Annotated in this window: 20 protein-coding genes; 11 read left to right on the forward strand and 9 right to left on the reverse strand. The window is 67.3% G+C overall.

Translation table 11 applies throughout. From position 1 onward, the window contains the following. The first annotated feature begins 123 nt into the window (after positions 1–123). Positions 124–1,521, forward strand: coding sequence for a methyltransferase family protein (locus tag FHR21_RS04450; RefSeq protein ID WP_184095756.1), 1,398 nt, complete (start codon positions 124–126; stop codon positions 1,519–1,521). Positions 1,522–1,558: 37 nt separating this feature from the next. On the opposite strand, the gene FHR21_RS04455 is transcribed toward FHR21_RS04450, so the two are convergent. The 5 genes from FHR21_RS04455 to FHR21_RS04475 form a co-directional block, all read right to left on the reverse strand. Further along, a complete protein-coding gene (locus FHR21_RS04455) occupies positions 1,559–2,527 on the reverse strand; it encodes a magnesium and cobalt transport protein CorA (protein WP_184095758.1) in 969 nt (322 codons plus the stop codon). A gap of 61 nt (positions 2,528–2,588) precedes the next feature. Beyond that, positions 2,589–3,050, reverse strand: a complete 462-nt coding sequence (locus tag FHR21_RS04460; RefSeq protein ID WP_184095760.1) for a GNAT family N-acetyltransferase — start codon at positions 3,048–3,050, stop codon at positions 2,589–2,591. A gap of 20 nt (positions 3,051–3,070) precedes the next feature. Beyond that, complete coding sequence (locus FHR21_RS04465; RefSeq protein ID WP_184095762.1) at positions 3,071–4,444, reverse strand: glutamate--cysteine ligase; 1,374 nt, start codon at positions 4,442–4,444, stop codon at positions 3,071–3,073. A 49-nt stretch (positions 4,445–4,493) separates the two neighbouring features. Further along, positions 4,494–5,252, reverse strand: a complete 759-nt coding sequence (locus FHR21_RS04470) for a 16S rRNA (uracil(1498)-N(3))-methyltransferase (protein ID WP_184095764.1) — start codon at positions 5,250–5,252, stop codon at positions 4,494–4,496. A 148-nt stretch (positions 5,253–5,400) separates the two neighbouring features. Beyond that, positions 5,401–8,112, reverse strand: coding sequence for a TonB-dependent receptor plug domain-containing protein (locus tag FHR21_RS04475; RefSeq protein ID WP_184095766.1), 2,712 nt, complete (start codon positions 8,110–8,112; stop codon positions 5,401–5,403). Positions 8,113–8,295: 183 nt separating this feature from the next. On the opposite strand from FHR21_RS04475, the gene FHR21_RS04480 reads away from it, so the two are divergent. The 10 genes from FHR21_RS04480 (at position 8,296) to ubiA (ending at position 20,190) form a co-directional block, all read left to right on the forward strand. Further along, positions 8,296–8,553 carry a hypothetical protein gene (locus FHR21_RS04480; RefSeq protein WP_184095768.1) on the forward strand — a complete coding sequence of 86 codons (258 nt, stop codon included), beginning with the start codon at positions 8,296–8,298 and terminating at the stop codon, positions 8,551–8,553. A 96-nt stretch (positions 8,554–8,649) separates the two neighbouring features. Continuing rightward, positions 8,650–9,792, forward strand: a complete 1,143-nt coding sequence (locus FHR21_RS04485) for a dipeptidase (RefSeq protein WP_184095770.1) — start codon at positions 8,650–8,652, stop codon at positions 9,790–9,792. Positions 9,793–9,835: 43 nt separating this feature from the next. Then, positions 9,836–10,882: an N-acetyltransferase DgcN family protein gene (locus FHR21_RS04490; RefSeq protein WP_184095772.1), complete on the forward strand. Its 1,047-nt coding sequence runs from the start codon at positions 9,836–9,838 to the stop codon at positions 10,880–10,882. A 70-nt stretch (positions 10,883–10,952) separates the two neighbouring features. Beyond that, positions 10,953–12,434, forward strand: coding sequence for a serine hydrolase domain-containing protein (locus FHR21_RS04495; RefSeq protein ID WP_184095774.1), 1,482 nt, complete (start codon positions 10,953–10,955; stop codon positions 12,432–12,434). 19 nt (positions 12,435–12,453) lie between these two features. Further along, entirely contained in the window at positions 12,454–14,412 is a 1,959-nt protein-coding gene (locus FHR21_RS04500) for a serine hydrolase domain-containing protein (RefSeq protein WP_184095776.1), read from the forward strand. A gap of 14 nt (positions 14,413–14,426) precedes the next feature. Continuing rightward, positions 14,427–16,052 (forward strand): N-acyl-D-amino-acid deacylase family protein, encoded by a 1,626-nt coding sequence (locus tag FHR21_RS04505; RefSeq protein WP_184095778.1) that lies wholly within the window; start codon positions 14,427–14,429, stop codon positions 16,050–16,052. 281 nt (positions 16,053–16,333) lie between these two features. Further along, positions 16,334–17,983, forward strand: a complete 1,650-nt coding sequence (locus FHR21_RS04510) for a TadE/TadG family type IV pilus assembly protein (RefSeq protein WP_184095780.1) — start codon at positions 16,334–16,336, stop codon at positions 17,981–17,983. Further along, on the forward strand, positions 17,980–18,576 hold the full coding sequence (locus FHR21_RS04515; RefSeq protein ID WP_184095782.1) for a TadE/TadG family type IV pilus assembly protein: 597 nt from the start codon (positions 17,980–17,982) through the stop codon (positions 18,574–18,576). Before FHR21_RS04510 ends, FHR21_RS04515 begins: the two co-directional genes overlap by 4 nt. Then, on the forward strand, positions 18,573–19,238 hold the full coding sequence (locus FHR21_RS04520) for a TadE/TadG family type IV pilus assembly protein (protein WP_184095784.1): 666 nt from the start codon (positions 18,573–18,575) through the stop codon (positions 19,236–19,238). The genes FHR21_RS04515 and FHR21_RS04520 overlap by 4 nt, the downstream gene beginning before the upstream one ends. A 46-nt stretch (positions 19,239–19,284) precedes the next feature. Continuing rightward, the gene (gene ubiA, locus FHR21_RS04525) at positions 19,285–20,190 is read left to right on the forward strand and encodes a 4-hydroxybenzoate octaprenyltransferase (protein WP_184095786.1); all 906 of its coding nucleotides are present in this window, start codon (positions 19,285–19,287) and stop codon (positions 20,188–20,190) included. Here ubiA and smc read toward each other — a convergent pair whose 3' ends face one another. From smc to FHR21_RS04545, 4 genes are all read right to left on the reverse strand, one after another. Further along, positions 20,191–23,634, reverse strand: a complete 3,444-nt coding sequence (smc, locus tag FHR21_RS04530; protein WP_184095789.1) for a chromosome segregation protein SMC — start codon at positions 23,632–23,634, stop codon at positions 20,191–20,193. A gap of 143 nt (positions 23,635–23,777) precedes the next feature. Continuing rightward, positions 23,778–24,527 (reverse strand): thioredoxin domain-containing protein, encoded by a 750-nt coding sequence (locus FHR21_RS04535; protein ID WP_184095791.1) that lies wholly within the window; start codon positions 24,525–24,527, stop codon positions 23,778–23,780. A 41-nt stretch (positions 24,528–24,568) separates the two neighbouring features. Next, a complete protein-coding gene (locus tag FHR21_RS04540) occupies positions 24,569–25,285 on the reverse strand; it encodes a thioredoxin domain-containing protein (protein WP_184095793.1) in 717 nt (238 codons plus the stop codon). 20 nt (positions 25,286–25,305) lie between these two features. Then, positions 25,306–25,875, reverse strand: a complete 570-nt coding sequence (locus FHR21_RS04545; protein WP_184095795.1) for a DUF721 domain-containing protein — start codon at positions 25,873–25,875, stop codon at positions 25,306–25,308. Between the last annotated feature and the right edge of the window lie 25 nt (positions 25,876–25,900).

The following is a 25,900-nucleotide window of genomic DNA, read 5'->3' on the forward strand; positions in this document are numbered from 1 at the left end:
TGACTTTTCCGCGGAAAAGCGCGGCGCGACTCGCGCGGCAAAATCGCATGACGCAGGATGGCGATGTCGGTCATCGTTGACGGCTTGCTTACCATTTGAGGGTAGGCGGAAGCGGTGACTCACATGCCCACACTCTCCGCGGCGACGGCGACCGATGCCTCCGCGACCGAGGCCGCGGCCCGCGCGCCGCGCCCGCGCTCGGCGGTCAGCGCCGGAGTGGGGGTCGTTGGGCTGGTCGGTCTCCTATCCTATCTGCTCCTCGCGCGCTACGCGCCCGAAATCGCGGCCTTTCTCGGCATCGACTGGGGGAATCGCGGGCGGATGGACGGGCCGGTTTCGGCCATCGCGAGCGTGCTCGCCTGCGGCGTGCCGATGGTGCTGTGGTCGGTGCTGGTCGACAAGGTGCATCGCAATCCGTCGACCGGCATCGACTGGTCGCTGCGCCGTCCGTGGCGCGAAACGATCGACATCAGCCTGACCAAGCTCGCCGGCTTGTGGGCGACCTGGGCGCTGATCGCCTTCGCCTATGCGATGATGCGCTATTATTGGGAAGGCAATTACGCCTTTGCGATGGACCTGCTCGTGCTCGCGGCGCCGTGGTTGCTGCTCGTATCGGTGCCCTATATGCTGTGGCTCGACCGCCGCCTGATCGAGCCGCGCGACGGCTGCTATGCCTTCGGCCGCTGGCTGATCGCTCCTGGGCAGTCCGTCGATGGCCGGGCGATCGCGCACCATGCACGCGCCTGGACGGTCAAGGGCTTCTTCACCGCTTTCATGCTGTCGATCGTGCCGGGCAATTTCTCTTCGCTCGTCTCGGTCGAGATGCGCGACGTGCTCGCGAATCCCTATATGACCGGGTTGTGGACGATCAACCTGCTCTATCTGGTCGATGTCCATGTCGCGACCGTCGGCTATATATTGACGCTGAAGCCGCTCGACGCGCACATCCGCACCGCCAATCCCTATGGCATGGCGTGGGTCGCGGCGCTGATCTGCTATCCGCCCTTCATCCTGATGAACGGCGGCCCGCTCGACTATCAGATCGGCGGGTCGGATTGGGGCCATTGGTTCGCGGGGCACGATATGCTGATGGCACTGTGGGGCGCGGTGCTGGTGGCGCTGATCACCGTCTATGCCTGGGCGACGATGGCGTTCGGCATCCGCTTTTCGAACCTGACGCACCGCGGCGTCATCACCCACGGCCCCTATGCCTTCACCCGCCACCCCGCCTATGTCTCGAAGAATCTGAGCTGGTGGGTCGGCTCGCTGCCCTTCCTCGTCACGGCCGGCGGCTGGTTCGAGGGTCTGCGCAACACCGTGCTGCTGGCGCTGGTCAGCGGGGTCTATTACTGGCGCGCGAAGACCGAGGAGAAGCATCTGCTCGGCGATCCGGCCTATCAGGCCTATTGGAACTGGGCGCAGGCGAATGCGCTGGTGCCGCGGCTGTTCGCGAAGCTGACGGGGCGGCCGCGGCCGCTGATCCGGCTCGAACCCGATCCGCGCGTCGGGCCGGTGGCGTAGGATTCGCAGCAACCTCTCCCGTTGGGGGAGGATGGAGCTACAGCCAGCCGATGCGCTTGAAGCGCCAGTAGAGCAGGCCGCAGACGCTGGCCATCAGGCCAAGCGCGAAGGGGTAGCCGAGCCCCCAGTGCAGTTCGGGCATGTGCAGGAAATTCATGCCGTAGATGCCGGCGATCGCGGTCGGCACGGCGAGGATCGCGGCCCAGGCGGCAAGCTGGCGGGTGATGACGCCCTGGCGCTGCTGTTCGAGCAGGCCGTTGGTCTCGACCACCCCGGCGGCGATGTCGCGCAGACCGGCAAGACGGAACTCGGCGCGCTGGACATGATCCCACACGTCGCGGAAGAAGGGGCGTACCGGCTCGTCGATACCGGGGAGCTGGGTCGTGGCGAGCTTCCAGGTCAAATCCTTCATCAGCCCCGCGATGCGCTGAAAACGGATGATCTCGTGCCGCTGGGCATAGAGGTGGCGGATTTCCTGCGCGTCGAGCGGCGTGTCCATGACGCTGTCCTCGACCAGCAGCAGCCGGTCCTCGATCGCGTCGATCACCGGGAAATAACCGTCGACGATGAAGTCGAGGATTGCGTGCAGCACATAGTCGGGACCGTGGCCGAGCAGCGCCGGCGAGGATTCGAGCCGCGCGCGCACCTCGGCATGGCCGCGCGCCGAACCGTGGCGCACCGAGACGAGGAAATGGCGGCCAAGGAAGATCGCGGTCTCGCCCGGCTGGATCGTATCGCCGTCGAGATTGGCGGCGCGTGCGATGACGAAAAGCTGGTCGCCATAGACGTCGGCTTTGGGGAGCTGGTTCGCCTTCAGCGCGTCCTCGACCGCGAGCGGGTGGAGGCCGAAACGCTGCGCGACGCGCTCGAGCTCGCCCGGCGTCGGTTCGTAGAGGCCGAGCCAGAAGAATTCGCCCTCGGCGCATTCGTCGGGAATCGCCTCGTCGGGGCCGAGGTCGCGGACGAGCTTTCCCTTGTCGTAGAGGCGGGCGGCCATGATCGGCATCGGCGGGCATCCTGCTGGTTCCGCCGCAGCATAAGGCCGGGCGGCGGGGCCGCGAGGCCGGTCAGAGCGCGATGCGATAGACGAGGAAGCCCGAGCGTTCGGCGATGGCGTCGTAGAGGCGGCGCGCGGTGTTGTTGGTCTCGTGCGTCTGCCAATAGACGCGCACCGCGCCCGCCGCGCGCGCTTCCTCGGCCACACGTAGGATCAGTGCGGAGGCGATGCCGCGTCCGCGTGCCGCTTCGGCGGTGAACAGGTCCTGCAGGTAACAGATGTCGGCGATCGATGTCGTGCTGCGGTGATAGAGATAATGGACGAGGCCGAGCAGTTCGCCCTCGGCCTCGGCGACGAGCGCATGGACCGGCTGGTCGGGGTCGAAGAAACGCACCCAGGTCGCGGAGGTGACGTCGGAGGGAAGCGCGGTGGTGCCGCTGCGGCCGTAGAATTCATTATAGCCCTGCCACAGCGGCAACCAGCGGTCGAAATCGCCCTGCACCGGCGCGCGGATCAGAAGATCGGTGGGCATCGCTATCGCGCCGCCATGCGCTAGAAGCTCAACTCGTCGTAGATCTTCGACAGATCGCGGCCCCACGCGCCTTCGTAGCGGTCGAGAAGGTCGTGCGCGGGCGACTTGCCGCTCTTGGCGATACGGCGGAGCGGTTCGAGGAAGCCGACCTCATTGTCGCCCATCGAATTGACCTCGCCGCGCGCCGCGAGGCCCGCTGCGGCGATGTCGAGCACGCGGGTGACGAGGTCGCCCACGGTGCCGCCGCCGGGCGCGGGAGCGCAGAGGCCCTCCTTCGGCACCGCATCGCGCAGGGCCTGCTGGTCCTCGATGCTCCAGCCCTTGACCAGATCCCAGGCTGCGTCGAGTGCGGCCTGATCGTAGAGCAGCCCGACCCACAAGGCCGGGAGCGCGCAGATGCGGTTCCACGGGCCGCCGTCGGCGCCGCGCATTTCGAGGAAGCTCTTGAGCCGGACCTCGGGAAAGGCGGTCGACAGATGGTCGGTCCAGTCGGACAGGCGCGGCAGCTCGCCCGGAAGCGCCGGCAGTTCGCCCTTCAGGAAGTCGCGGAAGCTCTGCCCGGCGGCGTCGATATACTGGCCGTCGCGGAACACGAAATACATCGGCACGTCGAGCATATAGTCGACATAGCGGTCATAGCCGAAGCCGTCCTCGAACACGAAGGGCAGCATGCCGGTGCGCGCCGGGTCGGTGTCGGTCCAGATGTGGCTGCGATAGGACAGATAGCCGTTCGGCTTCCCCTCGGTGAAGGGCGAGGAGGCGAAGAGCGCGGTCGCGAGCGGCTGGAGCGCCAGCGAAACGCGGAATTTTTGCACCATGTCGGCCTCGGACGCATAATCGAGGTTGGTCTGGATGGTGCAGGTGCGCAGCATCATGTCGAGGCCCATGCTGCCAACGCGCGGCATATGCGCGAGCATGATCCGGTAGCGTCCCTTGGGCATGATCGGCAGTTCGGCGCGCGTCTTGTCGGGCCACATGCCCAGCCCGAGGAAACCGAGGCCGAGTTCGGCGCCGACCTCCTTGACCTGCTTGAGGTGGCGGCCGGTCTCGGCGCAGGTCTGGTGAAGATTTTCGAGCGGAGCGCCCGACAGTTCGAGCTGCCCCGCGGGTTCGAGGCTGATCGCGCCGTCGCTGCCCGACAGCGCGATGACGTGCCCGCCCTCGATCACCGGCTCCCAGCCGAAGCGGGTGAGCGCCATCAGCAGGTCGCGGATGCCGCCGGGTTCGTCATAGGAGGGCGCGCGCTGATCGGCGGTGCGATAGACGAATTTCTCGTGCTCGGTGCCGATCCGCCATTGCTCCCTGGGCTTCTCGCCCCTGGCCATGGGGGCCGCGAGCTGGTCGCGGCTTTCGATGATGGGATCGTTCCGATCGGAAACCTGCCGCGTGCTCATGGCCGAGCATTTAGGGTGCGCGCGCCCGTCTTACCAGAGGGTGATTGCATCAGCCCGCGGAACGGTCGGCGCCCCAGTCCCCGTGTGCCGCCATCCACAGCGCGGTGGCGGCGATGGCGGCGGTTTCGGCGCGCAGGATGCGTGGGCCGAGCGCGACGTGGCGCACCGCCGGGACGGCGAGCAGCGCGGCGCGCTCGCGGTCGGTGAAGCCGCCCTCGGGGCCGGTCAGAATCGCGGCGGGCGCGGGCGCGTCGATCCCGGCCATCGGCGCGCCGCCCGCCTCGTCGGCGAACAGCAGCGCGCGGGCGGCGGGCCAGCCCTTCAGAAGCTGCGGCAGCTTGACCGGCTCGGCGAGTTCGGGGAGCGCGGTGCGCCCGCATTGTTCGCACGCTTCGACGATCTGCGCCTCGATCCGCTCGCGCTTGACGCGCTCGACGATCGTGCGCTCGGTGAACACGGGTTGCAGGCGGGCGACGCCGAGTTCGGTCGCCTTTTCAACGATCCAGTCGAGCCGCGCCTTCTTGACAGGCGCGAAGCAGAGCCAGAGGTCGGGAACCGCCTCGCGCGCCCGCGTCTGCCGCTCGATCCGCAGCGTCAGCGCGCGCTTGCCGGCGTCGGTGACGGTGGCAAGCCATTCGCCGCTGCGATTGTCGAAGAGGAGGAGCGGATCGCCCGGCTTCGCGCGCATGACGTGGAGCAGATAATGGGCGGCTGCACCCTCGACAGTCGGTGCCGTATCGGCGCCGAGCGGCTGGTCCACAAACAGGCGGGGCGTGCTGGCGGGCGGCCAGGCGGGGGTGGCAGGCATGGCAAGGGCGATAGCAGACGCGCCACAGGGTGCCCAAGGCTTTGTGTCTTCATGCCATCGGGCCCTGAGCCTGTCGAAGGGCGCCTGACGACGACAAGCGCGCCCTTCGACGGCCTTCCAAGGCAGGTGTCCGTACTAGCTGAAGAATTCAGAGCTTCAGCTTGGCACCGAAGCTCAGATAGCGGCCGACCACGTCATAGTGAGCGCTGTAGGTCGTCGTGATCAGCGGCGGGTTCCTGTCGAAGACGTTTTTGACATTCGTGAAGAAGGTGAACTTTTCGCCCACGTGGAACTGCGCCCCCAGGTCGAGATACACCCGCGCGCCGATGTCGCCGTTCACGATATCCAACTGGTCGTTGAACTGTCCGCCCCCGGCATAGCGCAGGCGCGCATCGACCCCGAGCGTTTCGCTCTGATAGCTGACGCTGAAAATACCCCGCCATTTGGGCAGGCCGCTGAGCACCGAATCGCCGACATTGCCGGAGACATCGCGCCGGGTTGACCCGGTGTCGGTGATGAGCTTGTCGACATAGGTCGCAAGAGCCCGGAAATTCAGCGAACCGCCGCTGGACAGCGGAAGCCGGTACGACATTTCAAGGTCGAATCCGCTCGTCTCGAACTTGGCGATGTTCTGGGCCAGGGCATAGACGGTCGTGATCGTGCCGGTGCCGTCGCGGATTATGCGGTCGCAGGCGGCCGTATCGCCGGCGGCACATGCCGCCGTGATGTCCGCCGCGTCGGGTGTCGCGATCGCATTGCCGATGTCGATGCTGTAATAATCGACCGAGAGCGCCAGTCCCGGAACGAAGGACGGCGAATAGGAGCCGCCGACCGTCCAGCTCTTCGCGACCTCGGGCACCAGATCCGCGTTGCCGCCGCTGAAGATCGTGGCCGTCGGATTGCTGTCATAGTCCGGATCGGCGTCGCGGCCCGCGCTGTCGTTATCGACGACGGGGCGGATGTTGATCGAATTGACCGCGAACAAATTGCCGATGCTCGGTGCCCGGATATCGCGCGACCGCGTCGCGCGGAGGAGAAGGTCGCCAAAGAGGCGCGCGGTGCCGCCGATCTTCCACGACCAGATGCCGCCGCTGAGGCTATAGTCGGAATAGCGCGCCGCACCGTTCGCTTCGACGTCGATACCGTCGGTTTTCACCAGCGGTACCAGCGCTTCGACGAAGGCTTCCTTGACGTTGAAGCCGCCTTCGAGGGGATCGTTGAAGATCGGCGTGCCGAAGACGCCCGCGGTGTCCAGTTCGCCGATCGATTCGGACTGCTCTTCCCAGCGCGCTTCGGCGCCCAGCGCGACCGATACCGGGCCCGCCCAGAGCGAGAAGGGATCGCCCTGCAACCGGACTCCGACCGAATCGAGCTTGCTGACGCTCTTGGACATCTGGGTTCCGGTGACATAGTTCACTGCGTCGGCCGACGGCGCGACCTCCCCGAAGGGATTGAACGGCACGCAGGCCGGATCGTCGTTGGCGGGATCGGCGTCCGCATTGACCGCGCAGACGATATTGCCCCCCGATTCCACCGCATCGATCGCGCGAAGGAAATTGGCCGGGATCGACGAGTTGTAGAATCGGGAATTGCTGTCGAGTTCGCCGTGACTGTAGTGCGCGTCATAGGTCCAGCCGCCGCCGATACTGCCCTCGACCCCGAAGGCGATCTCCTTCGTCTCGCGCTGCGCGTCGAAGCGGAGGAGGAAGGCGTCGCGGGACATGCGGCCAAGAGTGAAGGAGGTCTCGCCGGCATCCGCGAGCTGCTGCTGGATAGCGGGCGACAGAAAGGCGTTGGTCGCCGAGACATTGAACAGAAGGACCGACGACGCCGGGTCGGGGAAGAAGGGCTGATTCACTTTCGTGCGGCCATAGGCGGCATCGACCCAGAATTTCGTATCGCCCACGTCGTAGGACAGCCGGGCATAGCTTCCCAGCCGATCGAGCGGGCTGCCGACGATCAGCGTGTCATAGAGGCTGAAGAAGTCGCCCGGCCCGGCCGGCCGCAGGCTTCCGTCGGGGTTGAACGTCTGACCGGCCAGTGGGCCGCTCAGGACGGTTCCGCCGAAGGTGATCGGTGCCAGATCGTCGACGTTTGGCTGCAACTCGCGCTGCCCGCCGCCGATATTGACGAGGCCGGCGCCGAACCATGGGCGGTCGTCGCGACCGCTGACGCCGATCCCCTCGTCCTTCAGATATTCGGCGCCGATCATGAAATGACCCGCTCCGCCCGCGAAGCTCGTCCCGAACGCGCCGTCGAGACGATAGCGGAAGCCGTCGCCGCGCGACGAAATGCCCGTCTCGGCGCCCAGTTGCAGCCCGTCGAGCTTGTCGTTGAGGATGATGTTCACGACGCCGGCAACGGCGCCGGACCCCCATGCGGCGGACGCGCCGCCCGTCACCAGTTCGACCCGCTCGACAAGGTTCGTCGGCACGAAATTGAGGTTGTTGTCGCCGATGAAGCGCCGGCCGTTGACGAGCGTCAGGGTCCGGGAGGTGCCGAGGCCGCGAAGCTCGACCGGCGCCGTGCCGCTCGTGGTGTTGCCGATCGACTGGTTGGCCGAGACCGAGTTGCGGATCTGGGGCAGTTCGTTGAGCGCCTGCTGAAGATTGACCGCAGCGGCCTGGCGAAATTCGGTGGCGCCCAGAACCGTGGTCGGCGTGGGCTGGTCGAAACCATCGCGCTGAATGCGCGATCCGGTGACGACGATATCGTTGCCATTGTCCGGCTCCTCGACCGCCTGGTCAGCGGACGCCGTCTGCGCCGCCGCGGGCAGTGCCGTCAGCAGACCCGCGAGCAGCGCAGCGGCGCTGGCCTCGCGAACGAAGATATGACCGAGCTTCCCGGAATTCCTGTGCATCATCCACCCCATTTTTCAACTCGACCGCTGCTGGGCCGATCTTCCCTTGGCGAATGTGGCATAATGTCTCTCATGGGACAATAAGTTTCTTATAAGAAAAATTAAGCCTATCTTTGACGGCGGATGCATATGGAGGTCTGCTGAGGCTGGATATCGAATCATGTCGGGGGTGGGGATTGGCTGATGCCACGCCTGCGCCTGCTGCTTGCTCCGCTTCTCGCGACCGCCTTGGCGGCGCAGGATCTTTCGGCCGATGTGCTTGAGGGCGAGCGGGCGACGCTCGCCGAATCCCCGATCGCCTCGTCCAATTTCCCCACATTCGTGCACAACCTGAACACGGGCGGCAACGATGAGCGCGAGAGCAAGGGAGCGATTGCCACGAACAGCGTTCGTCACGCGCCGGGCCACCAATCCTGTGTGGAGTTGCCGGCGGTGCGGTGAGCGATGCCGCCTTCCCCGGGTGAAAGGGGATTGACCGATCCCAATTGGGATAATATCGTCCCAAGTAGAAAATATGAATAGATCAAAGGGGGTGAGATGCTTCTTTCTCGACGGCAGGCGATATGCGGTGCGGGCGCGGCCATCGCCGCCCCCTTGGCGGCCCCCTATGTCGCGCGCGCGCATTTCCAGATCAATCCGGCGACGAACCGCGTCTATTCGAAGCGGGCGATAGAGCTGGTGCAGCGCGCGGTCGTGATTGATATGCTCGCGCCGATCAAGATCGACTTCAGCCCTGAATATTACGCCAAGGCGCTGAGCGAAAAGGAGGCCGCGGACTTCCGGGCGAGCGGCATCACCGCCATCCATCACGCGGTCGGCCTCGGCGGCCCCACCGCGAAGGAGCAGGCGCTCAGCTTCTTTGCGATCTGGGGCAATTTCGTCGCGCGCAACAGCCATGTCTTCACGGGCGTCGACAAGTTCGCCGATATCCTGCGCGCCAAGCGCGACGGCAAGGTCGCGGTGATCATGGGCCTGCAGAATGCGGATCATTTCCTGCGCCCCGCTGACGTCAAGACCTTCTACCAGATCGGCCAGCGCTGCGCCCAGCTCACCTACAATTCGCAGAATCGCATCGGATCGGGGTCGACCGACCGCGTTGACGGCGGCGTGAGCGACTTCGGCGCGCGGATCATCGAGGCGATGAACGCGGTCGGGATGCTGGTCGACGTCTCGCACAGCGGCGACCGCACGACCCTCGACGCCATCGACATCTCGGCCAAGCCGATCGCGATCACGCACAGCAACTGCCGCGCGCTGATCGACCACCCCCGCGTCAAGACCGACGAGGCGATCAAGGCGCTCGCCGCCAAGGGCGGCGTGATGGGCATCACGGGCGTGCGCAACTTTGTCAGCAAGACCGACCCGACCACCATCGTGAACTATGTCGACCATATCGATCATGTCGTGAAGCTGGTCGGCATCGACCATGTCGGCATCGGCACCGATTCCGACCTCTACGGCTATGACGACACGTCGCCGGAGATGAACAAGATGCTGCGCGGCGCCTACAAGGACAGCTATGCCTTCCGCGAGAAGATCGACATCGACGGTTTCGATCACCCGCTCAAGATGTTCGACCTGACCGAGGAACTGCTGCGCCGCGACTATTCCGACGCGAACATCCTCGCGGTGCTCGGCGGCAATTTCCAGCGCCTGCTGACCGCGACCTGGGGCGGCTGACCGTGGCGATCGCACCCGTTCCCCTCCTGCCGCGAGCTGCACGATGAATGCCCCCACCGACCGCATGGCGAGCGCGCTCCTGCTCCCGCAGCCCTATGTCCTGTTCCTCGGCGACACGACGGTCCGTGGCTATGCCAAGACCGCGTTCGGGCTCCGCGACTGGGCGCCCGAAAAATGCGTCGGCGAACTCCGCCTTCCCGGCGCCACGGTCACCGCCGGTCTCGACGCGGTGACGGCGGCGGAGGCGCGGGCGCGGGGCGCGCGGGCGCTGGTGATCGGTGTCGCCAATCAGGGGGGGGTGATCCCCGCCAGTTGGCGCGTTTCGCTGATCGAGGCGCTAGAGGCCGGGCTCGATCTGATCGCCGGCATGCACATGCGCCTCTCCGATATTCCCGAACTGGTCGAAGCGGCACGGCGCCTCGGCCGGCAACTGATCGACGTCCGTGTCCCGCCCCGGCAGATTCCGGTGGGCACCGGGCGCAAGCGCAGCGGCAAGCGGCTGCTCACCGTCGGCACCGATTGCGCGCTCGGCAAGAAATATACGGCGCTCGCCCTGTTTCGCGCCTTTGAGCGGCGCGGCATTGCGGCGGATTTCCGCGCCAGCGGGCAGACCGGCATCATGATCGCGGGTGGCGGCATCCCGATGGACGCCGTGGTTTCGGACTTCGAGGCCGGCGCCGCCGAACTGCTGTCGCCCGATGCCGATGCGGATCATTGGGACATCATCGAAGGGCAGGGGGCGCTGACCCATCCCGCCTATGCGGCGGTGTCGCTGGGGTTGCTTCACGGCAGCCAGCCCGACGTCTTCGTCGTCTGTCACGAACCGGGCCGTACCGAGATGCTCGGCATGCCGGGCTTTCCGGTGACCAGTGTCGAGGAGATCACCGAGCTTACCACGCGCCTCGGCCGCCGGACGAATCCGGCGATCCGCTGCGGCGGCTATGCATTCAACACCGCGGCGATGACCGACGATGCGGCAGCCGAACTCATGGCGAAAGAGAGCCGGCGGCTCGGCTTGCCGGTTGCCGACCCGATGCGCGGCGGACCGGCGTTCGAGGCGCTGGTCGCGTCCTGCCTGAGCGCGGATTGACGTTTCCCTTCGGCCCGGCGCGAAGGCGTCGGGTCCGACTCTTGTTCGACCCAGGCAGAGAGGTTCCTTCATGTCCCGACGCTCGATTTGGTATCACGCCTTTGCTGCCGCGCTGCTCGGTGGCGCAGCGCTTCCGTCCGCGGTCATCGCCCAGGCGCAGCCGGACGCCGCCTATACCGTCGCGCCCGAACGGCTCGCGGGCCTCGCCGATTTCGTCGATGGCGTGATGGCGCAGCAGATCGCGACGCGCGAGGTCGCGGGCGCGGTCGTCACCGTCGTCCATCAGGGCCGCGTGCTGTTCGCGCGCGGCTATGGTTTCGCCGATGTCGACAAGGGGGTCGCGGTCGATGCGCAGACGACCCTGTTCCGGCCCGGATCGGTGTCCAAGATGTTCACCTGGACCGCACTGCTGCAGCAGGTCGAGGCCGGCCGCGTCAGTCTCGATGCCGATGTGAACGATTATATCGACTATCCTATCCCCGATTTCGAAGGCCAGCCGATCCGGGTGCGCGACCTGCTGTCGCATACGCCGGGCATGAGCGACATCGGCGGCATCACCGCGCCCGCGGTCGACAAGCTCGTCCCCTATGGCGAGTGGATGAAGACGCATATCCCGCGGCGGCTGTGGCCCGCGGGGACGGAGGTGTCCTATTCCAACTACGGCGCCGCGCTGGCCGGCTATATCGTCGAGCGCGTTTCGGGCGAACCCTTCGCCGACTATGTCGAGCGCCATATCTTCGCGCCGCTCGGCATGGGGTCGACGACCTTTCGCGAACCGCTGCCCGCCGCGCTCGCCCCGCGCATGGCGAACGGCTATCGGGTCGAAAACGGGCGGTTCGTCGCCGAGCCCTTCGAACTGTTCAGCAACATCATGCCTGCCGGTTCGGGAACGTCGAGCGCGCCCGACATGACGCGGTTCATGATGGCGATGCTGAATGGCGGTGCGATCGGCGGGGCGCGCATCCTGAAACCCGAATCGGTCGCGCTGCTGATGCGCGATTCGCACGCCAACGCCCCCGACCTGCCCGGCATGGCGCACGGCTTCTTCGTCGTGCGCGAGGCCGGACCGCGCCTCGTCGGCCATGGCGGCAATACCGGCGACTTCCATTCGAACATGATCCTTGCGCCCGAGGCGGGCCTCGGCTTCTTCGTTTCCGAAACCGGCGGACAGGGCAGCTATGGCGGGCGCACCGAACTGACCGAGGCGCTGATCGGCCGGCTCTTTCCGCAGACCCCGGCGCCGCGTGTCGCCGCGCCGGCGGGCGAGGCGGTGCCGCTGGGCGCCTATCGCGGCAACCGGCGCGATTATAACCGCCCGCCCAATCCCGAGCATGACCTGAAGATCAGCGCCGCAGGGGCCGATGCGATCATCGTCAGTGGCGGCGGCAAGACAAGCTATTGGGAACGGGTCGGTCCGCTGCGGTTCGAACAGGTGACCGGCGCGCGCGCCGGCGGCCCTTACGAACAACTCCGCTTCCATGGCGGGGACGGGCACTGGCGCCTGTCCTTCACCTCGCAGCCGCATGTCGCATACCACCAGGTTCAGCCCTGACCGATCGAGGAGACGCGCGATGAAATTGCTGATGGCCCTCGCCCTCGCGAGCCTTCCCCTTCCCGCGCTGGCCCAGGCGCCCGCCGCCGCCGACACCGACGGCAAGACGGCGGCGGGGGTGCAATATGTCCAGCCGAAGGACTGGACCGCGACGACGCGCGGCCCCGCCGTCCTGTTCGTCTCACCCGAAAAGGATCTGCGCGCCGTGGTGGTCGACGTCGGCGCGGCGGCCGATGGCGCGGCGGCGGCGGCGAAGGCGTGGTCGCTGTATCGCCCGGACGCCGCTCCGACGGTGCGCCTCGCCACGCCGGGCCGGCCGGGCGAGGACTGGGACGAACGGCTGAACCTTTCTTATGAAACGCTGCCGACCGAGCGTGCGACGCGCTCGGCGCTGGCGCTGCGCAAGGGCGCGGCGTGGACCGTGCTGATCGTCGATGGTTCCGCGGGAACCGCCGCCAAGCGATCGGCGGCGATGTCGGTCGTTCGGGAGGGGCTGCACCCGGTCGGTTATCAGACCGAAAGTTTCGCGGGCAGGACCGCGCATCGGTTGACCCCCGACCGCGTTCGGGCGCTGCGCGACTTCGTCGCCGAAAGCGCGCGCGAACTGGGCGTGCCCGGCGTCGGCCTTGCACTGATCGATCAGGGCAAGGTCGTGTGGCAGGGCGGCATCGGCGTGCGCGCGCTCGGGTCGCCCGAGCCGGTCGACGAGCATACCAAATTCATGATCGCGTCGAACACCAAGGGCCTGTCGACGCTGCTTCTTTCGGTGCTCGCCGATGAAGGCAAGTTGCGCTGGGACCAGAAAGTCACCGACCTCTATCCGGCCTTCCGCCTCGGCAATGACGAGGTCACGCGGTCCGTGCTCGTCCGCCATCTCGTCTGCGCCTGCACCGGGCTGCCGCGAAAGGATTATTCCTTCATCCTCGCCGACCCCGGCGCACCGGCTGCCGCCACCTTCAACCAGCTTGCCGATACCATGCCGACCAGCCAGTTCGGCGACCTGTTCCAATATAATAATCAGATGGCTTCGGCCGCGGGCTATGTCGGCGGTCACCTTCTCTATCCGGAGATGGAGATCGGTGCCGCCTATGATCGCGCGATGGAGGAAAAGATCTTCAAGCCGCTCGGCATGACGGACAGCACCTTCGATTATGCAAAGGGCATGGCGGGCAACTGGGCGGCCCCGCACGGCCTTGATGTCGATGGCCGTGTGACGCTGATGAGCAACGACTTCAATTTCGCACCCTATCCCTATCGTCCTGCGGGCGCCGCCTTTTCCACCACCGCGGACATGGTTCGCTATGTTCAGCTCGAACTGTCGAAGGGCATCACGCCCGAGGGCGAGCGGGTGGTCAGCGAGGCGAACCTGGTCGAGCGGCGGAAGAAGGGCGTGCAGGTGGGGCCAGGAAGCTGGTACGGCATGGGCCTGTTCCAGCGCGATGCGTGGGGCATTCCCGTCGTGACCCACGGCGGCACCCTCCTCGGCTATCACAGCAACTGGTATGCGCTGCCGGAGGCGGGCGTCGGCGCGGTGATCCTGACCAATGCCGATCCGGGCGCGGCGATGCTCGGGCCGTTCCTGCGCCGCCTTCTGGAAGTCCTCTATGACGGTCAGCCCGAGGCGGCCCGCGACGTCGCGACGGCGGCGGCGCGGATCAAGGCGCAGGCCGCGGCACGCCGAGAGCGATTGACCTTTCCCGGCGATCCCGCCGTCCTCGCGAAGCTGGCCCGCCATTATCGCGATTCCGAGGTCGGCCAGATCAGCGTCGGCGAGCAGGGCGGACAGAAATGGATCAAGGCCGGATTCGTCGAGGGGCCGATCGCGACCCGCGCCAATCCCGACGGCAGCGTCTCGATCGTCTCGGTCGGGCCGGGCAATATCGGGGTCGAGGCGCTGGTCGGGACGGCGGACGGCAAGCGCACGCTGACGATCAACGACGGCCAGCAGCACCAATATGTCTATGTCGAGGACCAATAGAGGGAGACAAGCGCATGATCCGGTCGATCGCACTCATCTTCGTGCCGCTGTTGACGGGGGCCGCGGCGCCCGCGCCCGACCCGGCCTATGACATCGTCATCCGGGGCGGCCGCGTGCTCGACGGCGCGGGCAATCCCTGGGTCGCCGCCGATGTTGCGATCGCGGACGGACGAATCGTGCGCGTCGGCGTGGTCGACGGCGCGGGAAAGCAAGAGATCGATGCGCGCGGACGCTATGTCTCGCCGGGCTTCATCGACATGCTCGACCAGTCCGGGCGCGTGCTGCTTCGCGACGGATCGGCGGCCAGCAAGCTGCGCATGGGCGTGACGACGCTGATCGCCGGCGAAGGCGGCACCGCGGTCCCCGCCGGCGAAATCGCGGGCTATTTCAGCAAGCTCGAGCAGCAGGGGATCGCGGTCAATTTCGGCACCTATTACGGCGCGATCCAGGCGCGCGTGAAGGTGATGGGCGATGCGGCCGGTGCGCCTAACGAGGATCAGCTCCGCGCGATGGAGGGCGAGGTGCGGACCGCGATGAAGGCCGGTGTCTTCGGCATCTCATCCGCGCTCATCTATTCCCCCGCCAGCTTCCAGTCGACCGCCGACCTCGCCCGGTTGGCGGCGATACCGGGCAAGTGCGGCGGCTTCTATGCAACGCACATGCGCGACGAAAGCGACAAGCTGCTCGCCGCCATCGACGAGGCGGTGACGATCGGCGAACGCAGTGGCGCGAAGGTCGAGATTTTTCACATCAAGGCCGCCTATGCGCCGCTGTGGGGCAAGCTGATGCCGCAGGCGATCGCGCGGGTCGAGGCGGCACGGGCGCGCGGCCTCGACATCGGCGCGAACATCTATCCTTATCGTGCCGGCGGCACCGGGCTCGACGTGACCGTTCCGACGCATGTCTTCGCCAAGGGTCGCGAGGCCGCGTATGCGGCCGTGCGCGATCCGGCCGTGCGCAAGCAGCTCAAGAAGGAACTCGCCGCGGGGCCGCAGGCCGACTGGTCGAACCTCGTCCACGCCTCCGGCGGCTGGCAGAACGTCGTGTTGGCAAACGCCCATAACGACCGCTATCGGCAGTTCCACGGCAAGAATTTTGCCGAGATCGGCAAGGCACTCGGCAAGGATCCCGCCGACGCGGCCTGGGACATCTGGCTTGCCGCGCTGCCGGCGCGGGCGGGCGCGCTCTATTTCCTGATGGACGACGCCGACATCGACCTCGCGATGAAGCAGCCCTGGGTCAGCATCGGCACCGATGCGGCCGTATCGGACAGCACCGCCGACCCGGCGAGGGCGGGGCGGCCGCATCCCCGCGCCAACGGCACCTTTCCGCGCATCATCGCGGACTATGTGCGCGAGCGCGGCGTGCTGACGCTGCCGGACGCGATCCGCAAGATGACCGGCTGGCCCGCGCAGCGGCTTGGGCTGGCCGATCGGGGGCTGCTGCGTCAGGGCATGCGGGCCGACGTCGTGATATTCGACCTTGCGACCATCCGGGACCGCGCGACCTATGAGGAGCCCACCGCCGTGCCCGAGGGGATAGGCGATGTGATCGTCAACGGCGTCGTCGCCGTCGCGGGAGGGCAGGTGACCGGATCGCGGAGCGGCAACGTCCTGCGCCATCCGTGCCCCAATGCCTGATCGACAGCGGTGCGATGAAATAGCCCGGGGACAGTCCACAGCCTGCTCCAGCCCGATCATGGCATCAGCATCTCTGCTCTCCCGGGAATGACGAGAATTTAACCGCCTCCGACTCCAGGCGGACGCCGCCTTGCGCCTGTCCCGATATGGAGCGGAAACGGCGCTATGCCGTGCCTCCCGATGATCCCGATTATCCATTTGGTAAGCAGTTTGGCCCTAGTGGGACGATACCCGCCGCGCATCCGTGGGCCGCGTTGCGGGTTCGAAGAGGGGGTTCGACCATGCGAGGGACCGTCATCCGCCGCATCCGGCAGGGGGCAAGAAAGCTGCTTCGCGACCAGCGGGGCAATGCCTTCATGCTGACCGCCGCGGCGGTCGTGCCGCTGATCGGTATCGTCGGATCGGCGGTCGACATCGGCCGCGCCTATATGACCCAGCTTCGCCTGCAGCAGGCCTGCGACGCGGGCGTGCTCGCGGGACGGCGCTCGATGGCCGGCGGCACCTATACCGACGCCGCCGAGGCTGAAGCGAACAAGATGTTCAACTTCAACTTTCCCGCCGGCATCTATGGCAGCAGCGGTATTAACTTCGATTCGCAGCAGCCATCGACAGGCGCCTCCGATGTTACCGGCACCGCGCATGCGACGCTGCCGACGGCGCTGATGTATATTTTCGGCAAGGACCAGTTTGCCCTGACTGCGAACTGCACCGCGAAACTGGAGATTTCAAACGTCGATGTGATGCTGGTGCTCGACGTGACCGGGTCGATGCGAGGCACGCGGATCGCAGGATTGCAGACGGCGGCAAAGGATTTCTTCGAAACTCTGAGCGGTGCGGATATCGGCGATGGGCAACTGCGTTTTGGCGTCGTTCCCTATAGCAGTACCGTCAATGTAGGCCAGATTCTCTATAATGCAGATCCCTCCTGGCTGTCCGAATCCGTTACACTGCCTTCACGGAGCGGTGACGGATGGAAGGAAGTGGAGGAATGTGGCTGGCAGGGCTCCAAATGGAACCGGGAATGGGTTTGCGAGAAAAAGAACCGATATTTCTATCGGTATGAAAATCGTACCCTGCCCGTTGGGTCGATCGCGCCCGGCAGCGAACTGACTTTCAATACGGGATCTAACGGGAGTGATGAAACCGCAGTCTGGGACGGCTGCATCATGGAACGCCAGACGACGGTATTCGGCCCGAGCGAGACGGCGCCTTCGACGGCTTTTGACATGGATATCGAGTCGTCCCCCACATCGGATGATGCCACCAAATGGAAGCTGTTTCTTCCCGCCTTCACTTATGACCGCGGACGGACGGATCCGGAGACGTCGAGCACGGACAGGGCAAGCCTTGCCGAATATGGAGGCGACACAGCCGCCTGTCCGGTCGCCGCGATGAAATTGAAGAAGGTGGTAGAGGACGGCACGGTCGTTTCCGACGACGAGATCGACGAGACCGCCTTCGACGATTATATCGACGACCTGGAAGCCAAAGGCTTCACCTATCATGACGTCGGCATGGCGTGGGGCGCGCGGCTGATTTCGCCGACCGGCCTGTTCGCAAGCGATAATGCGAAGGCGGAGAAAAACGACCGGCCCATCAGTCGTCACATCTTGTTCATGACCGACGGTGAGATGAATACGCCGCGGGACAATCTGTCGCATCAGGGGCTGGAGCGTTCGCTACCGCGCATCGGCGCCACCGACAACAAGGATGCCATCGCGCGCCACAACAACCGCTTCCGGCAGTTGTGTGAGCGGGCGAAGAGGCAAGGCATCACCATCTGGGTCGTGTCTTTCGGGGTCAGCAGCAACAGCAACCTGAACAGTTGCGCGTCGTCCGGACAGGCTTACGAATCGAACGATTCGGATGAACTGAACGAAAATTTCCAGGCTATCGCGCGGCAGATCTCGAAGCTGAGGCTATCGCAATGACGCGCAGCATCTCCTGGCTTCGTCGCCTGGGGCGCAGCGAACGCGGGGCCGCGATGATCGAGTTCGCGCTGACCGCGCCGCTCTTTCTTCTCGTCCTGATGGGCGCATTCGACTATTGCTGGCAGATGTATGCGCAGCAGGTGCTGCAGGGCGCGGTGAGTAAGGCCGGGCGCGATTCGACGCTCGAGGCTTATGCAAGCAACCAGTCCGCGCTCGACACGATTGTTCGCGAGCAGGTGCAGCAGGTATTCGCCCATGCCGAGGTGAAGTTCACCCGCAAGGCCTATGACCGTTTCGATCAGGTCGGCGTCGAGGAACGCTATACCGACGCGAACAAGAACGGCAGCTACGATACCGGCGAATGCTATGACGACAGCAATGGCAACGGTCAGTGGGACGCTGACCGCGGCCGCGACGGTAATGGCGGCGCCGACGATGTCATCCTCTATAGCGCGTCGATGACATTCGACCGCGTCCTGCCGGTATGGCGGATGCTCGGTCAACCGCAATCGACGACGCTGACCTCGACGACCGTGCTGCGCAACCAGCCCTTCGCCACCGGGTCCGATGCGCCCGCGGACACATGCGCATGATCCGCTTCGTCCCTCTCCGCCGCCGCGTCCGCGATTCAATCGCCCGGTTCACGCGCGACGCGCGCGCCACCGTGCTCATCGAAATGGCCTTCGCCATCCCCTTCCTCGTCCTCGTCGGCTTCGGCGGGCTGGAGATCGCCAATCTGACGCTCACCCAGACGCGCATCAGCCAGATAGGGCTCAACGCCGCCGACAACGCCTCGCGCATCGCTGCCGGCAGCAATCTGGCGCAGCCACAGGTGCGCGAGACCGACATCAACGAGGTGTTCGCCGGCGTCGAAACGCAAGCCGGCAATCTGGATTTCAAGACCCACGGCCGCATCATCCTGTCGAGCCTCGAACGCAACGACGACGGCGGGCAGTGGATACACTGGCAGCGCTGCTATGGCGATCTCGATGTCGAATCGAGCTATGGTGAGGCCGGCGACGGTGAGGAGGGGACTGATTTCCCCGGTATGGGATTCGAGGGTGCCGAGGTGACCGCCGCTGCGGGAACGGCGGTGATGTTCGTCGAAATCTATTATGATTATCAGCCGTTGCTCTATGGCAAGGTGGTCGGCCAGCGCCGGATGCACTCGACCGCCGCCTTCAATATCCGCGAGGCGCGCGACCTGACGCAGGTCTATAATCCGTCGTCCGTCGCGGTTTCGAACTGCGACTGATAATCGGCCATTTATCGCCGGCGCCTCGCCTGCTATCGCGCGGGCGATGACGGCGACCCACCCTCCCGACAGTCAGCATCAGGGCTTTCTCGCGCTGCTGCCCGCGGGCCTGCGTCCCTATGCGCTGCTCGCGCGCTTCGACCGGCCGATCGGCTGGTGGCTGCTTTATTGGCCCTGCGCCTGGGGGCTGGCGCTTGGCGGCGGGGCGCGGAGCCATTGGCCGCTCTTCTTCTGGATGCTGCTCGGCGCGATCGTCATGCGCGGCGCGGGGTGCGTCTATAACGACATTGTCGACCGCGATCTCGACGCCAGGGTCGCGCGCACCGCGTTGCGGCCGGTGGCGAGCGGCGCGGTGCCGGTGCGCAATGCGCTGCTGTGGGTGCTGCTGCTGTCGCTCCTCGGACTGGTCGTGCTCCTGCAACTTCCCCTGCCCGCGCAAGTCATCGCGCTCGCCAGCCTCGCGCTCGTCGCCGCCTATCCGTTCATGAAGCGCATCACCTGGTGGCCGCAGGCGTGGCTCGGCCTGGTGTTCAGTTGGGGCGCGCTCGTCGGCTGGATCGCGGTCGACGGCGGGCAGGGTCTGGCGCTGCCCCTGCTCTATGCCGGGTCGATCGCCTGGGTGATCGGCTATGACACCATCTATGCGCTGCAGGATATCGAGGATGACGCGCTCGTCGGCGTCAAGTCGAGCGCGCGGGCCATGGGGCGCCATGTCCGCGGCGGCGTGGCGCTCTGCTACGGCGTCGCGCTGGCGCTGTGGGCCGGGGCGCTGTGGAGCGTGCGGCCCGACCCACTGGTGCTCATCGCGCTGCTGCCCGCGGCGCTGCACCTGACCGGGCAGGTCGCGACGCTCGACTCCGCGAACGACGCCGATGCGCTTGCCAAGTTCCGCAGCAACCGCTTCGCGGGATTGCTGGTCTTCGCCGCGATGCTGGTGGTGGGCAGCGCCTGATTATTCCGCCGCGAGCAGTTCTTCCGCGCCGCCGAGGTCGACCGAGACCAGGCGGCTGATGCCCTTTTCGATCATCGTCACCCCGAACAGGCGGTGCATGCGCGCCATCGTCACCGCATTGTGGGTGACGATCAGATAGCGGGTGTTCGTCTCGCGGCTCATCCGGTCGAGGAGGTCGCAGAAGCGTTCGATATTGGCATCGTCGAGCGGCGCGTCGACCTCGTCGAGGACGCAGATCGGCGCTGGGTTGGTCAGGAACAGGCCGAAGATCAGCGCCACCGCGGTCAGCGCCTGCTCGCCGCCCGACAGCAGAGTCAGCGTGCCGAGCCGCTTGCCCGGCGGCTGCGCCATGATCTCCAGCCCCGCCTCGAGCGGATCGTCCGAATCGACGAGTTCCAGATGCGCCTGCCCGCCGTTGAACAGGGTCGTGAACAGGCGCTGGAAATGGGTGTTGACCGTCTCGAAGGCGGCGAGCAACCGGACGCGGCCTTCGCGATTGAGATTGCCGATCGACCCGCGCAGCCGGTTTACCGCCTGCTGCAGTTCGTCGATCTCGGCCGCGTTCCGTTCGCGCTCGCCGTCGAGTTCGGCGAGTTCATCGGCGGCGACCAGATTGACCGGGCCGAGCCGCTCACGCTCGGCGATCAGTCGGTCGTGCGAAGCCGATTCCGCAGCGGCGTCGCTGACGCTGTCGCTCTCGAAGCCCGCCTTTTGCGGCAGCAGCGGCGGCGGGCATTCGAAGCGCTCGCCCGACAGGCGGCCCATTTCGACCCGGCGCAGTTCGGCATTTTCAGAGCGCGCGACCGCACCGGCGCGGGTTTCCCGCGCGGCGGCAACGCGCTCGCGGATCGCGGTGAGCGCCGCCTCGGCCTCGCGCAACGCCGCCTCGGCCTCGCGCTCGCGGGTCTCGGCTGCGGCGACCTGCTCGCGCAGCGCCGCCTGCTGCGCCTCGGCGGCGGCGCGCTCGGCAGCAAGCTTGTCGGGCAGGCCGGCGAGCTTCGCGGCCTCGGCGGCAAGCGCTTCGGCGCGCTTGTCCATGTCGGTGACGCGCCGCGCCGCCTCGCCGGCGCGGGCTTTCCAGCTCCTGATCTCGGCGCCGACGACCGCCTGCCGCTCGCTGAGCGCGGCGAGGCTGCGTTCGTGCGCGGCGAGCGCACCCTGCGCGTCGGTCGCGCCCGTGCGGGCACGGTCGGCCGCCTGCTCGCCGGCGTCGAGCGCGGCGCGGGCGATCGCCTCGTCGGGCAGCGCGTCGAGCGCGGCCTCGTGCGCGGCGAGCTGTTCGGCGGCGTCGCCGGCGGCGGCGGCGATCTCTTCGCGGCGGCGGTCGAACAGCGCCGCCGCGTCGCGGTGCCGGTCGAGCGCGGCCTGCGCCTGGTCGGCGGCGCGCAGCGCGGTGCGGCGCGCCTCGTCGGCTTCGGCGAGCCGCTTGCGCGCCGCCGCCGCCGCCTCGGTGCGTGCGGCGAGGGTCGCGGCCATCGCCGCGCGCCGGTCGCGGAGTTCCTGCACCCCCAGTTCGACCTGCGGGCGCTGCGCGGCGAGCGCGTCGAGGCGGTTCTGGCGGGTCAGCCGCTCGCTCGCCGTCGCGCCGTCGCCGCGGGTGACGAAGCCGTCCCAGCGCCGCATCACGCCGCTCAAGGTGACGAGCCGCTGGCCGACCGCGAGCGGCTGGCCGGTGTCGCAGTCGGCGACTGCCACCTGCGTGAGGCGGCGGGCGAGCGCGGCTGGCGCCTCGGCGACCTCGGCGAGGGCTCGGGTGCTGGGCGGAAGCGGCGGATCGTCGGCGCGCGCCTCGGCGCCGAGCCAGCTTCGCGCCGCATCGGCCTCGGTGCCGGCGTCGAGATCGTCGCCGAGCGCGGCGGCGAGCGCGGCTTCGTAGCCGGGGCGAACGCGGATGCGGTCGAGGATGCGCGCGGCGTCGTTGCGCGAGGCGGCGAGCGCTCGGTCGAGCGTCGCCGCCTCGCCTTCGAGCGCCGCGAGCGCGGCGCGCGCCTCGGCGAGCGCGGCGTCGAGGGTGGCGAGTTCGGCGGTGGCGGCCTCGCGGTCGGCTTCGGCGTCAGACAGCGCGGTTTCGGCGGTTCCGATCGCGGCTTCGGCGCGCTGCGCGGCGTCCGCGTTTTCGGCGACCGTTGTGGCGAGCGCGACGCTGTCACCGAGTGCGGCGACCTCGGCCTCGACGCGCTGGCGCTCGCCCTCGATCCGGCGCACCGCCGCCTCGGCGCCGTCGCGCGCGCCCACCGCAACGCGGCGGTCGGCGGCCTCGCTCGCCGCCGTCGCGCGCGTCTGCGCGAGCGCGACCTCGGCATCGCGAAGATGCGCCTGCGCCGCCTGATGCGCCTCGACGAGCGCAGCCTTGCCGGCGTCATGCGCCGTGACCTGCCGCGCCAGTTCCTTGCTCTCGGCGTCGAGCGCGGTCAGCGCGCCATGCGCCTCGCGCGCCAGCTCGCCCTCGCGCGCGCGGTCGTCAGTCAGCCGCGCCTGCTGCGCCGCGAGGTCGCCCTGACGCTGGCGCGCCGCTCGTTCCTCGCCCTGCAGGCGGACGAGGGTGGCGGTCGCCTCGGCCAGCGCGTCGCGGCGCCCCTGCGCCTCGGCGCGCGCGCTGCCGACGCGCGTCGCGACCTCGACCTGCGCCGCCGAGACGGTTTCGAGCTCGGCCTGCGCGGTCTTCACTGCGGCCTCGGCGGCGTCCGCGTCGCGGCGCGCCTGATCGGCGGCGGCGGCGGCATCGCGCCATCGCGCATAGATCAGCCGCCCCTCGGCGACGCGGATCTCATCGCTCAGCCTTTTATATTTCTCGGCGGCGCGGGCCTGGCGGCGCAGCGCATTGGCGCGCACCTCCATGTCGGCGACGATCTCGCCCAGGCGGATGAGGTTGGTCTCGGTCGCGCGCAGCTTCTGTTCGGCATCCTTGCGGCGCACGTGCAGCCCGGCGATCCCCGCCGCTTCCTCCAGCATCGCACGACGCTCGGTCGGCTTGGCGGCGATGACATTGGCGATCTTGCCCTGGCTGACCAGCGCGGGGCTGTGCGCCCCGGTCGCGGCATCGGCAAAGATCAGCGCGACATCCTTCGCGCGCACGTCGCGGCCATTGGCGCGATAGGCCGATCCTGCGCCGCGCTCGATCCGGCGAATGACTTCCAGTTCGTGCCCCTCGGTCGCGTCGGACAGGCCGGCGACGACCGCGCCCTCGGTATCGCAATGGATCGCAACCTCGGCAAAGTCGCGCGGCGGGCGCGACGAGGTGCCGGCGAAGATCACATCCTCCATGCCGCCGCCGCGCATCGACTTGGGGCTCGATTCGCCCATGACCCAGCGGATCGCCTCGAGCAGGTTCGACTTGCCGCAGCCATTGGGGCCGACGACGCCGGTCAGCCCCGGCTCGATGCGCAGTTCGGTGGGTTCGACGAAGCTCTTGAAACCGGTCAGGCGCAGCCGCTTTATCTGCACGAGGTCACCTCGCGCAGATCATAGGATTGCAGGCTGCGTAACGTCGGCGTCACATATCCCCCTAGAACGCCGTCATGCCGCGCGAGCCGGGGAGTCGCAAGGGGGTTGAGATGGAAGCCCCTCCTCCGAAGAGGAGGGGAGGATCAGCGCGCGCCCATGGTGCGGAGGCGGTCGCGCATCAGCGGCCAGGTGGCGATGCCTTCGGCGACCTGGCCGTTGATCAGGAAGGTCGGCGTGCCCTGGACGTTGTATTGCTGGGTCGCGGCGCTGGTTGTGTCCTCCAGCTTCTGGATCGCGTCGACATTGGCGAGGCAGCTATTGACCTGATCGGCGGTCATGCCGCGCGACTGGAAGAACTGGTCGAGCTTCATCGCCTTGGCGAGTTGCTGGAAGCGGACGGCGGGCGGCGATTTCATCGCGGCCTCATAGCCCTGCGGATCGGCCTGCGCCGCTTCGAAGATCTGCGCCTGTCCGGCGAAGGTGCTCTGGGTCAGGGGGAAATAGCGTTCCGGCGGCGCGCAATGGGTGATCGCCGCGGCGGTGATGTCGAGGCCGTCGCGCACGAAATTGCGCAGTTCCAGGCTGACACGGCCGGTATCGATGAAATCGCGCTTCAACTCGTCATGGCTTTCGATGGAGAAGTCGGCGCAGTGCGAGCAGGTCAGCGAAGCGAACTCGACGATCTTGATCGGCGCTTCGGGGTTGCCCATGACGTGGCCGCCCTCAGGGGTGACGGCGACGACATCCGACCAGATCTTGCCCGCGGGCGGCGCGACCTTGGCGATCACCGCCTGCTGCTCGGCAGGGTCGGTCTTGCTGTCGCCGCAGGCGGCCAGCGCGAGGGCGCCGAGCGAGGACAGGAGGGCGAAACGCAGGGCGGGCAGGGTCTTCACTTCATTCTCCGTTTCATCGTGACGAGGATCGCTCTTTAGATTTACTTGAGCGCGGCGTCGAGGATCGGTTTCAGTTCGGCCCAATGGCCGGCCGCGGCGCGCTTGCCGTTGACGAAGAAGGTCGGCGTGCCCGCGACGCGGTCGGCGTTGATACCGATGCTGGTCATCCCCATCAGCTCCGCCTCGGCGACACTGCTCGCAAGGCAGGCGTCGATCTGCGCCGCCGAATAGCCGCGCCCGCGCATCAGCGTATCGAGCCCGACGTCGGCGGCGATACGCTGCGTCCGGTCGGCTAGCGAGCCCTGATACCAGGGCGCCTGCTGCTCCTTGCTCATCTTCGCGGCCTTGCCGAGCCAGGTCGGCTGCGCGGCGAAGATGGCCTGATGGTTGGCGGCGAAGGCCTTGGCGCCGCCGCAGCGCGCGAGCATCGCGGCGGTCATGTCGACGGGATCGCGGACCAGGTTGCGATATTCGACAAGCACCAGCCCCTTGTCGACATATTGGGCCTTGAGCGGCACGGCCGATTCCTTTGCGAATTCGGCGCAATGCGAGCAGGTATAGCTGAAATATTCGACCAGCTTCACCTTCGCCTGCGGGTTGCCGACGCTATAGGCGCCGATGCCGCTTTCGCCGACGGCAGCCGACCAGTGCACCGCCGGCTGGGCCGGGGCCGCGGCGCTGAGCAGCGAAAGCGCGAAGAGCGGCAGCAGAACGGTGGCGATTCGGCGCCACAGGCGGCCGGCGGAGGAATGTGCCATCGGGCGATATCGTCTTTCCATCAACTGATGCGAGGGAGCTTCGGCGGTGTCGCGAGCCCCGCCGCCATGCGTTCGAGCACGGTACGAAGCTCGGGGTCGCCGATGTCGCGCAGACTGTCCCCCAGTTCGGCGGGTACGGGTTTCAACATGGCCGGCTGGTGAACGGGCGCGGCGCGCGCGATCTGGCCGTGGGTCATGCGCACGCCGGCGATGGCGGCATAGCCGAAGAAGCGGTTGACCGCGGCGATGATGTCGGGCGCGACATGCTGGAGCATCGGCGCGTGGGCGCCGCTGATCGTCAGGTGCAGCGTGCCGCCCGCCTTCTGCCCCGCGGGAAAGCGGATCATCGCGGGCTGGGTGACGTCGGCCAGCCTGTCGCCGACGATCTCGCGCCAGCGGCTGACCACCGACGACTGGACGAAACCGAATTTGCGAAAGGCGGTGCGGCCGATTTCGGGCACCAGGTCGGCGATCGCGCGTGCTTCGCCGCCACGCGGGCGTTCATAGGCACGCGCGGGCGCCTTTTTCTTCGCCGCCGTCTTCGCCTTCGCCTTGCGGGCGGGCGTCTCTCCGCTCCCTGCTTTCGCCATGCGCGCCGCCATGCCATAGGCGGGG

It is taken from the genome of Sphingopyxis panaciterrulae (genome assembly GCF_014199295.1).
In the GTDB taxonomy this organism is placed as follows: Bacteria; Pseudomonadota; Alphaproteobacteria; order Sphingomonadales; family Sphingomonadaceae; genus Sphingopyxis; species Sphingopyxis panaciterrulae.

What these genes read in the sequence shown, in the direction of transcription:
- FHR21_RS04490 (WP_184095772.1), top strand. Translation starts at nt 9,836, where the DNA reads ATGAATGCCCCCACCGACCGCATGGCGAGCGCGCTCCTGCTCCCGCAG.
- FHR21_RS04455 (WP_184095758.1), bottom strand. Translation starts at nt 2,527, where the DNA reads ATGCCGATCATGGCCGCCCGCCTCTACGACAAGGGAAAGCTCGTCCGC.
- FHR21_RS04485 (WP_184095770.1), top strand. Translation starts at nt 8,650, where the DNA reads ATGCTTCTTTCTCGACGGCAGGCGATATGCGGTGCGGGCGCGGCCATC.
- FHR21_RS04500 (WP_184095776.1), top strand. Translation starts at nt 12,454, where the DNA reads ATGAAATTGCTGATGGCCCTCGCCCTCGCGAGCCTTCCCCTTCCCGCG.
- ubiA (WP_184095786.1), top strand. Translation starts at nt 19,285, where the DNA reads ATGACGGCGACCCACCCTCCCGACAGTCAGCATCAGGGCTTTCTCGCG.
- FHR21_RS04495 (WP_184095774.1), top strand. Translation starts at nt 10,953, where the DNA reads ATGTCCCGACGCTCGATTTGGTATCACGCCTTTGCTGCCGCGCTGCTC.
- FHR21_RS04545 (WP_184095795.1), bottom strand. Translation starts at nt 25,875, where the DNA reads ATGGCGAAAGCAGGGAGCGGAGAGACGCCCGCCCGCAAGGCGAAGGCG.
- FHR21_RS04505 (WP_184095778.1), top strand. Translation starts at nt 14,427, where the DNA reads ATGATCCGGTCGATCGCACTCATCTTCGTGCCGCTGTTGACGGGGGCC.
- FHR21_RS04540 (WP_184095793.1), bottom strand. Translation starts at nt 25,285, where the DNA reads ATGGCACATTCCTCCGCCGGCCGCCTGTGGCGCCGAATCGCCACCGTT.
- FHR21_RS04510 (WP_184095780.1), top strand. Translation starts at nt 16,334, where the DNA reads ATGCGAGGGACCGTCATCCGCCGCATCCGGCAGGGGGCAAGAAAGCTG.
- FHR21_RS04520 (WP_184095784.1), top strand. Translation starts at nt 18,573, where the DNA reads ATGATCCGCTTCGTCCCTCTCCGCCGCCGCGTCCGCGATTCAATCGCC.
- FHR21_RS04475 (WP_184095766.1), bottom strand. Translation starts at nt 8,112, where the DNA reads ATGCACAGGAATTCCGGGAAGCTCGGTCATATCTTCGTTCGCGAGGCC.
- FHR21_RS04465 (WP_184095762.1), bottom strand. Translation starts at nt 4,444, where the DNA reads ATGAGCACGCGGCAGGTTTCCGATCGGAACGATCCCATCATCGAAAGC.
- FHR21_RS04450 (WP_184095756.1), top strand. Translation starts at nt 124, where the DNA reads ATGCCCACACTCTCCGCGGCGACGGCGACCGATGCCTCCGCGACCGAG.
- FHR21_RS04515 (WP_184095782.1), top strand. Translation starts at nt 17,980, where the DNA reads ATGACGCGCAGCATCTCCTGGCTTCGTCGCCTGGGGCGCAGCGAACGC.
- FHR21_RS04480 (WP_184095768.1), top strand. Translation starts at nt 8,296, where the DNA reads ATGCCACGCCTGCGCCTGCTGCTTGCTCCGCTTCTCGCGACCGCCTTG.
- FHR21_RS04470 (WP_184095764.1), bottom strand. Translation starts at nt 5,252, where the DNA reads ATGCCTGCCACCCCCGCCTGGCCGCCCGCCAGCACGCCCCGCCTGTTT.
- FHR21_RS04460 (WP_184095760.1), bottom strand. Translation starts at nt 3,050, where the DNA reads ATGCCCACCGATCTTCTGATCCGCGCGCCGGTGCAGGGCGATTTCGAC.